The 8,312-nt window shown below is 45.4% G+C and carries 11 protein-coding genes; 10 read left to right on the forward strand and 1 reads right to left on the reverse strand.

The annotated features are described in order from the left end of the window. The coding region (locus B4033_RS04225; RefSeq protein ID WP_286832338.1) for a 4'-phosphopantetheinyl transferase family protein at nt 1-611 on the forward strand (611 nt) is incomplete at its 5' end. A gap of 18 nt (nt 612-629) precedes the next feature. Here B4033_RS04225 and B4033_RS04230 read toward each other — a convergent pair. Beyond that, entirely contained in the window at nt 630-1,403 is a 774-nt protein-coding gene (locus B4033_RS04230) for an SDR family oxidoreductase (RefSeq protein ID WP_286832341.1), read from the reverse strand. Between the two features lie 90 nt (nt 1,404-1,493). Here B4033_RS04230 and mazG point away from each other — a divergent pair, with 90 nt between their 5' ends. From mazG to yjgA, 9 genes are all read left to right on the forward strand, one after another. After that, nucleotides 1,494-2,309, forward strand: coding sequence for a nucleoside triphosphate pyrophosphohydrolase (gene mazG / locus B4033_RS04235; RefSeq protein WP_286832344.1), 816 nt, complete (start codon nt 1,494-1,496; stop codon nt 2,307-2,309). After that, nucleotides 2,266-2,691, forward strand: a complete 426-nt coding sequence (locus tag B4033_RS04240; protein ID WP_048881439.1) for a ComEA family DNA-binding protein — start codon at nt 2,266-2,268, stop codon at nt 2,689-2,691. Before mazG ends, B4033_RS04240 begins: the two co-directional genes overlap by 44 nt. Before the next feature lie 136 nt (nt 2,692-2,827). After that, nucleotides 2,828-4,294: a polynucleotide adenylyltransferase PcnB gene (gene pcnB, locus B4033_RS04245; protein ID WP_076753075.1), complete on the forward strand. Its 1,467-nt coding sequence runs from the start codon at nt 2,828-2,830 to the stop codon at nt 4,292-4,294. Further along, nucleotides 4,291-4,776: a 2-amino-4-hydroxy-6-hydroxymethyldihydropteridine diphosphokinase gene (gene folK, locus B4033_RS04250; protein WP_286832347.1), complete on the forward strand. Its 486-nt coding sequence runs from the start codon at nt 4,291-4,293 to the stop codon at nt 4,774-4,776. Before pcnB ends, folK begins: the two co-directional genes overlap by 4 nt. 52 nt (nt 4,777-4,828) lie before the next feature. Then, on the forward strand, nt 4,829-5,638 hold the full coding sequence (gene panB, locus B4033_RS04255; RefSeq protein ID WP_286832350.1) for a 3-methyl-2-oxobutanoate hydroxymethyltransferase: 810 nt from the start codon (nt 4,829-4,831) through the stop codon (nt 5,636-5,638). Between the two features lies 1 nt (nt 5,639). Continuing rightward, nucleotides 5,640-6,491, forward strand: coding sequence for a pantoate--beta-alanine ligase (gene panC, locus B4033_RS04260; RefSeq protein ID WP_286832351.1), 852 nt, complete (start codon nt 5,640-5,642; stop codon nt 6,489-6,491). 14 nt (nt 6,492-6,505) lie between these two features. Next, a complete protein-coding gene (gene rapZ / locus B4033_RS04265; protein ID WP_286832354.1) occupies nt 6,506-7,357 on the forward strand; it encodes an RNase adapter RapZ in 852 nt (283 codons plus the stop codon). Beyond that, on the forward strand, nt 7,354-7,623 hold the full coding sequence (locus B4033_RS04270; RefSeq protein WP_008303424.1) for an HPr family phosphocarrier protein: 270 nt from the start codon (nt 7,354-7,356) through the stop codon (nt 7,621-7,623). The genes rapZ and B4033_RS04270 overlap by 4 nt, the downstream gene beginning before the upstream one ends. A gap of 2 nt (nt 7,624-7,625) precedes the next feature. Continuing rightward, nucleotides 7,626-8,159, forward strand: coding sequence for a ribosome biogenesis factor YjgA (gene yjgA / locus B4033_RS04275; RefSeq protein ID WP_048881444.1), 534 nt, complete (start codon nt 7,626-7,628; stop codon nt 8,157-8,159). The last annotated feature ends 153 nt before the right edge of the window (nt 8,160-8,312 follow it).

The raw sequence follows: 8,312 nt of genomic DNA on the forward strand, positions 1-8,312 counted from the left end.
CTCAAACCAAATCTGATGGACTAACGCGTCAAGCGTATCTCCAGCAACGTAAACAACACATCATTCAATTGCGAAATCAGTATTTATCCAGTGCTTTGAATTGCTCGATTAGTGATCATGATCTTGCACGTGCAGAGCATGGCAAGCCCTATCTCAAAGACCACTCATATATTGCCTTTAACCATAGCCATAGCCAGAATTTTTATGCACTTGCCCTGAGCCAAACAGTCAAAGAAATTGGGGTGGATGTTGAAGAATTAAGCCGTAAAGTTCGTTTTGATGCATTGGCACAGCATGCCTTTCACCCTGAAGAATACGCGACCTGGCAACAGCTAGACTGTGATCCTGAATATTGGTTTAAGGCCTGGACCACCAAAGAAGCAGTATTAAAAGCACATGGTATGGGTATTCGTATGAATCTGAGTGAGCTCAATACTAAAGTACATCCACAGCAGCAAGGTGGCCTGTGTCAGCATGCGCAGCTTGGTGTCTTTGCATTTCACAACTATGTACTTGGTGATTGTGTGCTCAGCGTGGCATGGCAGGCTGAGCAGTCCTGCCGTGGTTTTACTTTTCCTCGGATTCAGATTTACCAGCATCCTCCACTCTAAATGCAAGTATATTAAAAATCAGGATTTCCGGGCGATTAGCAGATTACTTATGCGATTGACAAACTGCGGACTGAAACGTGACAGATGGTATAAAAACTGGCTTTTAAAGCCGACTGGCTGATGGGTAGGAACCAGTAAATTGCCCTTGCGCTGTACCAGTTTTAAAATATCCTGAGCGACATCTTCTGCACTCAAATGTACGCCCATTTTCTTAATGCTTTCTGCCTGCATATCCTGAACCATTGCAGTGCGCACAAAAAGTGGCATTACATCCATGACCCGAATGCCATGCTTGTGCCATTCAATATCCAGGCTTTCTGTCAGTCCTCGTACGGCAAATTTACTGGTCGCATAGGAAGCAAGATCAGCCTGACCATAGATCGCGGAAGCAGAGGAAAGATTAATGACCCGGGCAAAAGCAGCACGCTCCAGAAAGGGAAAAGCTGCATGACAGCCATTGATCACACCCTTGATATTAATATCGACCGTACGGTGGTGTGCTTCAATAGGGGTCTTCTCAAAATTTCCTGAATAGAGAATGCCGGCATTATTCACCAGAATATTGATCTTGCCTGCCCAGGCTTCAAAATCCTGTAAGGCGGTTTGCCAGGATGCATAACTGGCAACATCCAGATAGCCAGCGTGTGCATTCGGGCCTAACTGTTCAGCCAATTGTTCGGCAAGGCTAATATTCAGATCATAAATACCGACCTTGTAATCCTCGCGGCAAAATAGGCTGGCAACAGCAGCACCAATTCCTTGTGCTGCACCGCTAATAAAGATACTGTGCATTGAGCTCACCTCCATGTTGACTGTTTTTAGAGCATAGCAAACATTGAGCAAAAGATATTTTCTTGTCCGATAAAATAAAGAGGTTTTAAGGTGGAACAATTACTGAGCATCATGCGAGAACTACGTGAAAAATGTCCGTGGGATCAACAGCAGACGCCTGAATCATTAACGCGTTATGCGATTGAAGAGGCGTATGAAGTTGAAGCGGCTGTTCGTTCCGGTAAGACTGAAGATGTACGTGATGAGCTTGGTGACCTGTTATTACAAGTGGTTTTCCAGTCGCAGATGTACAGTGAGCAAGGTGCTTTTAATTTCCAGGATGTAGTGCAGGCGATTAGCGATAAATTAATCCGCCGTCATCCGCATGTATTTCAGGCTGAACAGTTTTCCAAACTCAGCCCTGAAGATGTGGCTGTATTGTGGAAAAAGATTAAGACACAAGAAAAACAGGGTAAGCCCCGTTCCCGTCTGGATGATGTGAAACATGCACCGTCACTCGTACAGGCAGATGAAATCCAGAAAAATGTAGCAAAAATTGGTTTTGATTTTCCTAATGTGGATGGTGCATTCGGTAAGCTTGAAGAAGAGTTAGGTGAATTTAAAGAGGCAATGGTAGGACAGAAATCCGACGAAATTCTGGAAGAATTTGGTGATTGCTTATTCTCTCTGGTTAATGTTGGTCGTAAACTTGGCATTTCGAGTGAGATGGCACTATTAGGTACCATCCATAAATTCCGTACGCGATTTGCCTTGATGGAACATCAGGCAGTACAACAGAATCTGAATATAGAAGACCTGTCACTGACTGAACTGGATCAGTTGTGGGAACAGGCGAAACAAGAATTAAAACAACGGGCCACGCATGAAAATCATAAAAATTCGGTCAATCAGCAGAGAACTGATTAGTATCATCCTTACAATTTTATCTGTACTGTGCAGTTCGTTTGCAGCTGCTGCTCAAAATGGAAGTTATGCTGACTGGAAGGCCAAACAGCAACAGTATGATGCACGGCTGAAACAACAGCAGAATCGGCCATCCCAAAATCATAGCAATCACTATCTGGCGAAGCCGGAGCTTACAGCTGTTTCCAGTGCAGACAGGATCCGGCTGAATTCCGCTACGGTCGAGCAGTTGCAGCAGCTGCATGGCATTGGTCAGAAGAAAGCAGAAGCAATTATTGAATATCGCAATACGCATGGCAAGTTTAAACGTGTTGAAGATATTCAGCTGGTCAAGGGGATTGGTCCTGCACTATTTGCTAAAAATCAGGCTCGACTGGCGCTGTAAATCATCTAAATTTAAAGTGAATCCTCTATCATTGCTGGATACAGGATTGACATAATCAAATTGCCCTTTAGCCGTGTAAGCGATATGATTAGCGTCATCTTAGAATTTTACGTTCAGACGTAGGAGACAGCGTCTTTTGCAAACTTTGCGCGCGTCAAAATGTGGTTTATCAACCGCTCAATTACCTTCTTATATCCTCGATGTGATTGATGCCTTAAATAAGGCCGGCTATGAAGCTTATATTGTTGGTGGTGGTGTACGAGATCTGATGCTGGGCTTGAATCCCAAGGATTTCGATGCTGTCACTAACGCAACTCCCGCTCAGGTCAAAGAAGTATTCGGGCGACGTTGTCGTATTATCGGGCGTCGTTTTGAGTTGGCTCATGTCTATTCTGGTCGCGAACTGGTAGAAGTCGCGACTTTCCGGGCACCGCCGAAAAAGGCCGTCACTTCGGCGCAGGGCATGATTCTGCGTGACAATAACTGGGGAACTATCGAGCAGGACTTTGCTCGCCGTGATTTCTCGATTAATGCAATGTATTACCAGCCACGTAAAGGTATTGTGCTGGATTTCTGCAATGCAGTAGATGATATTAAACATAAAACACTGCGCCTGCTGGGTGATCCAACGCTCCGCTTCGAAGAAGATCCAGTCCGTATGCTGCGTACGTTGCGTTTTGCAGCAAAATTAAATTTCAATATTGATGAAGCGATTCTGGATATCTTTACGCCAGAAATGACCCAGCTGCTTCGTGATGTATCTCCGCATCGTCTTTATGATGAGTCACAGAAGCTGTTCACCATGGGGCATCTCAACCGCGTCTTGCCAATGCTGATTGATTTCGGGATCTGGCGTCAGCTGTTTGCAGAGATCAAACCTGAAATCACGCCGTTTATTGAACGTGCTGCGACCAATACCGATCAGCGTATTTCGATTGGCAAGACGATTAATCCTGCATTCTTCTATGCTGTATTGTTATGGAAGCCATTCCTGGAACGTTGTGATTTCTACTTGAGTAAAGGCATTGTCCCAGCTGAAGCACGTGCTCAAGCAGGCCTGGATGTTTTGAAGCGTCAAGCAACCCGTACCATCATTCCACGTTTTGCGGAAACCTTTATCCGTGAAGTCTGGGAAATGCAGACCCGCCTGTTGAATCCAAAACCGCAGCAGATTGAAGCGCTGTCTGGTCATGCGCGTTTTCGTGCCGGCTTTGACTTCCTGTTACTCCGCGAAAAATCAGGTGATGAGACTGCACAGGGCATGGGGAGCTGGTGGGATGCTTATCAGCAAATGGGCGGTGATGAAAAAGAACGTGCCATTGCACAGTATAACCGTCAGCGTGCCAAGAGCCGTCGTAAAGCGACTCAGGAAGAGCATCTAGAACAGCGTCTGGCTGTTCAGGAAACCACTGAGATTGAGCCATTAGTCAATGAGCCGGAACCACGTAACCGTCGTACCCGCAAACCTAAGCCAGCAGCAGAGAAACCAGTTTCTCATGCAGCAGCGAGTGCAAGCGGTGAGATTGGTCCGGATCATCCAATTATGAAACGTAAGCGTGTACAGCGTGATTTAAGCCAAGTTGTTTTTGGACCGACACAATGACCATTACTTATATTGGCTTAGGCAGTAATCTTGGTGATTCACGCCAGATTATGGCTGAGGCGGTACAGAAACTGACAAGCTTGGGAACAGTGAAAACATCCCATTTGTATCAAAGTCCACCGATGGGTCCACAGGATCAGCCAAATTATCATAATGCTGTGGTGCAGTTGATTACCGATCTGGCACCACTCGATTTACTGGATCGTCTACAGGCATTGGAACAGGAAGCGGGTCGGGTACGTTTACGCCACTGGGGTGAACGTACGCTGGATCTGGACCTGCTTATTTACGGTGATGAACGTATTCAGAATGAGCGTTTGACTGTGCCGCATGTCGGTGTAATGGAACGTGATTTTGTATTATTGCCGTTGTTGGATCTTGATACTGAATTACAGCTAAATGGACAATCATTAAAAGACCTGGACATCATAAAACAATCGACCTTGACGGTCCTTGATCGCACGAATTGGGCAAATATTTAATTTTTAGTTATTGGTATGTTCGCGAGAACTTCAATAAGAGAGGAACACCTTCATGATCAGTCTGAGCGACTTAAGACGATTCAAGGCGGACGGCCGTAAATTCTCCTGCCTGACCTGCTACGATGCCAGCATGGCCAAAGCCATGGAAATTGCCGAAGTAGATACGATTCTGATCGGGGATTCCCTGGGTATGACCATTCAGGGGCATGATTCTACTTTGCCAGTGACTGTAGCCGATATGGCATATCACACCGCTGCAGTGCGCCGTGCAAATCAGCATGCCTTTATCCTGACTGATCTGCCATTTATGAGTTATGCAACATTGAATGATGCCTTGCAAAGTGCCCGTACCGTGATGCAGGCGGGTGCTCAGATGGTCAAGTTGGAAGGTGGAGCATGGCTGGCTGAAACCGTACAGGTCATGACGCGTAACGGTATTCCAGTTTGTGTACACCTAGGTTTGACACCACAATCAGTGAATGTATTTGGTGGTTATAAATTACAGGCACGTAACCGCGCAGCGGCAGATCAGCTGCTTGCTGACTGTAAGGCTGTGGTTGAAGCCGGTGCTGCCTTGTTATTGCTTGAATGTGTGCCTGCACAACTTGGCAAAGAAGTGGCTGAGTTATTCCCGGAGATTCCAGTGATTGGTATTGGTGCGGGTGTAGATACGGATGGTCAGGTGCTTGTAGTGCAAGACATGCTGGGCCTGAACTTTGGTCATACAGCTAAATTTGTACGTAACTTTATGAAAGAACAATCAGGTGCCAATCCAATCTTGGATGCATTCAAGGCCTATCATGCTGCCGTGCTCGACAGCTCATTCCCTGCACCTGAACATACATTCCAGGTTGAGTTATAAGATGAAAACAGAAACTACCATCCAAGGTTTGGCGGCCTCATTAAATCCGGCTCGTTCAGCACGTAAAATTATTGGCTTCGTACCCACCATGGGGAATCTGCATCAAGGTCACTTAAATCTGGTACGTGAAGCCCGCAAGTTATGTGATGTAGTCGTGGTCAGCATCTTCGTGAATCCGATTCAGTTTGGGCCAAACGAAGATTTCGATAACTATCCACGTACCTTGGAGCAGGATCAGCAGTTATTGGCTGAAGTAGGCTGTGACATCGTCTTTGCTCCAAGTGTAGAACAGATGTATGGCAACAAGCCGCGTCTGACCAATATCAGTGTTTCGGATATCACTAATGACCTGTGTGGTTTACAGCGTCCGGGGCATTTCGATGGCGTAGCAGTTGTCGTGACAAAATTGTTTAACATGGTTCAGCCAAACTATGCTTTCTTTGGTGAAAAAGATTATCAGCAGCTGGCAGTGATTCGCCAGTTTGTGCAAGACCTGAATATTCCACTGGAAGTGATTGGGGTGCAGATAGCGCGCGCTGAAGATGGTTTGGCACTGAGTTCACGGAACGGTTATCTGACCGAGCAGGAACGCCAGACTGCACCAGTGATCTACCGCAGCTTAAAAGCAGCGGAACAGCAGCTGCATGAAGGTGTAGTGTTAGATACTGTGTTGACTGGTATTCGCCAGACCCTCACTGAGGCTGGTTTTGTGGTAGATTATATTGAGGCACGTACGCCAGAATTGCAAAAGATTGATGAATTTAATCAGGATCTTGTGTTATTCATTGCGGCGAAATTAGGTAAAACACGTTTGATCGACAATCTGCAGGTAAAATATTCTGCACGTCATTAATAGGGTAGCAGTGCATGAAGCGCATCTTAATTGTGACAGGCCAATCTGGTTCAGGTAAGTCATCTGCCTTGCAGGTGCTGGAAGACCTGGGTTATTACTGTATCGATAACCTGCCGCTGGCACTGCTTCCTGAAATTGTCGCGAAACTGGATCAGGAAAATAACCTGGAACAGTTGGCATTAGGAGTGGATGTTCGTAGCACCCGGGCGGATCTGCAAGAATTCGATCATGTGTTTGAACAGCTGCAACAGCATGGCACAGTCGATATTATTTATCTGACTACGCAGGATCAGGAGCTGATTGCACGTTTTAGTGCTTCACGCCGTCCGCATCCGCTGGCTGCACGTTTTAAAAGTCTGAATGAATGCATTCAGGAAGAAAAATTACTTTTGCTTCCGATCCAGTTGCGCTCGACGGTGCATATCGATACTTCTGACAAAAGTGTGCATGACCTGAAGCATACCTTACTGCATAAGCTCGGTCAGACCGATAACCTGATTCTGATTTTACAGTCTTTTGGTTATAAGCATGGTATTCCATTGGATGCCGATTATGTCTTTGATGTGCGTCATCTGCCTAACCCGCACTGGGATCTGGAACTACGTAAATTTTCCGGACTGGATCAGCCTGTACAGACTTTCCTGGAAAAGAGTGAGCAGGTAGAAGACATGTTCCAGGACATTTACAGCTTTTTGGAAAAATGGCTACCGGCTTTTGCTGAAGGGCACCGTCACTACATCACAGTTTCTGTGGGTTGTACCGGTGGTCAGCATCGTTCTGTTTATATTGTGGATAGACTAAAAAAAGCGCTTGAGGCAAAATGGTCTGTTCAAGTCCTCCACCGAGAAATGAAGCACTGGTCATGATTGATACGACGGTTGACGTAATTAACAAATTGGGTTTACATGCGCGGGCATCGGGTAAGCTCATTGAAGTCACCACCAAATTTCGTTCCAATATTCAGATTGGAAAGGGTGACAAACTCGTCGATGCAAAAAATATCATGTCCTTGCTCATGCTAGGAGCGGGCAAAGGCACAACATTACGCTTGGTACTTGAAGGAGCAGATGAAGAAAAAGCTTTATCTGAAATTCAGGCACTGTTTGCGGCAAAATTTTATGAGGCAGATTAATCGTGGCACGTCGACCGAGCAGTTTAACTGAAGAGGATTTCGAATCTTTAGAGGGACGCGCAAGTAAAACCGAACAGAAAAAAGCAGTCCAGCGTATGGCTGCTTTAGGCGCACAGTTGGCAGAACTGAGTGCGAAACAAATCAAGAACCTTCCTGTTGAAGAGCGTTTGATTGAAGCCTTGCTGGATGTTCAGCAAATTAGTTCACATGAAGCACGTCGTCGCCAATTCTCACGTATTGGTAAATTACTACGTAACGAAAATGAAACCGTAATTCTGTCCTATCTGACCCCAAAACAGGGTTTGAAAAAGACAGCACAATTACAGCGTTGGGTTGACCGTATTGTCAAAGATGGTGATCCGGCGATTAACGAATTTACCAAAACCTATAATGCAACAGAACGTCATACCTTACGTCAGCATTATTTGCGTGTACATCGTGATCTAAAAAATCAGGCACCTGAAGAAGAGGTTGCAGCATCAAAGCTGAAACTGTTCAACTATGTACAGCAAGTAGCATTGATTTCAGATAATTGATTTCGTGTCGATAGAGAAGGCGATCCTAAAAGGTCGCTTTTTTTATATCCGTATTTTACCAGACGGAAAATTATATAAGATTCATGATCTGGAATTATGAGCTTAAGCATAACTTTTAAAGAAACAATTTATAAGAATTGTAGTGGCTGCTTA

This window comes from Acinetobacter sp. UBA3132 (assembly GCF_002364825.1).
Lineage (GTDB): Bacteria > Pseudomonadota > Gammaproteobacteria > Pseudomonadales > Moraxellaceae > Acinetobacter > Acinetobacter schindleri.

Bases quoted from the DNA above. Each gene is read 5' to 3' on its own strand.
- B4033_RS04230 (WP_286832341.1), bottom strand. From the start codon at position 1,403: ATGCACAGTATCTTTATTAGCGGTGCAGCACAAGGAATTGGTGCTGCT.
- B4033_RS04240 (WP_048881439.1), top strand. From the start codon at position 2,266: ATGAAAATCATAAAAATTCGGTCAATCAGCAGAGAACTGATTAGTATC.
- folK (WP_286832347.1), top strand. From the start codon at position 4,291: ATGACCATTACTTATATTGGCTTAGGCAGTAATCTTGGTGATTCACGC.
- panB (WP_286832350.1), top strand. From the start codon at position 4,829: ATGATCAGTCTGAGCGACTTAAGACGATTCAAGGCGGACGGCCGTAAA.
- panC (WP_286832351.1), top strand. From the start codon at position 5,640: ATGAAAACAGAAACTACCATCCAAGGTTTGGCGGCCTCATTAAATCCG.
- rapZ (WP_286832354.1), top strand. From the start codon at position 6,506: ATGAAGCGCATCTTAATTGTGACAGGCCAATCTGGTTCAGGTAAGTCA.
- B4033_RS04270 (WP_008303424.1), top strand. From the start codon at position 7,354: ATGATTGATACGACGGTTGACGTAATTAACAAATTGGGTTTACATGCG.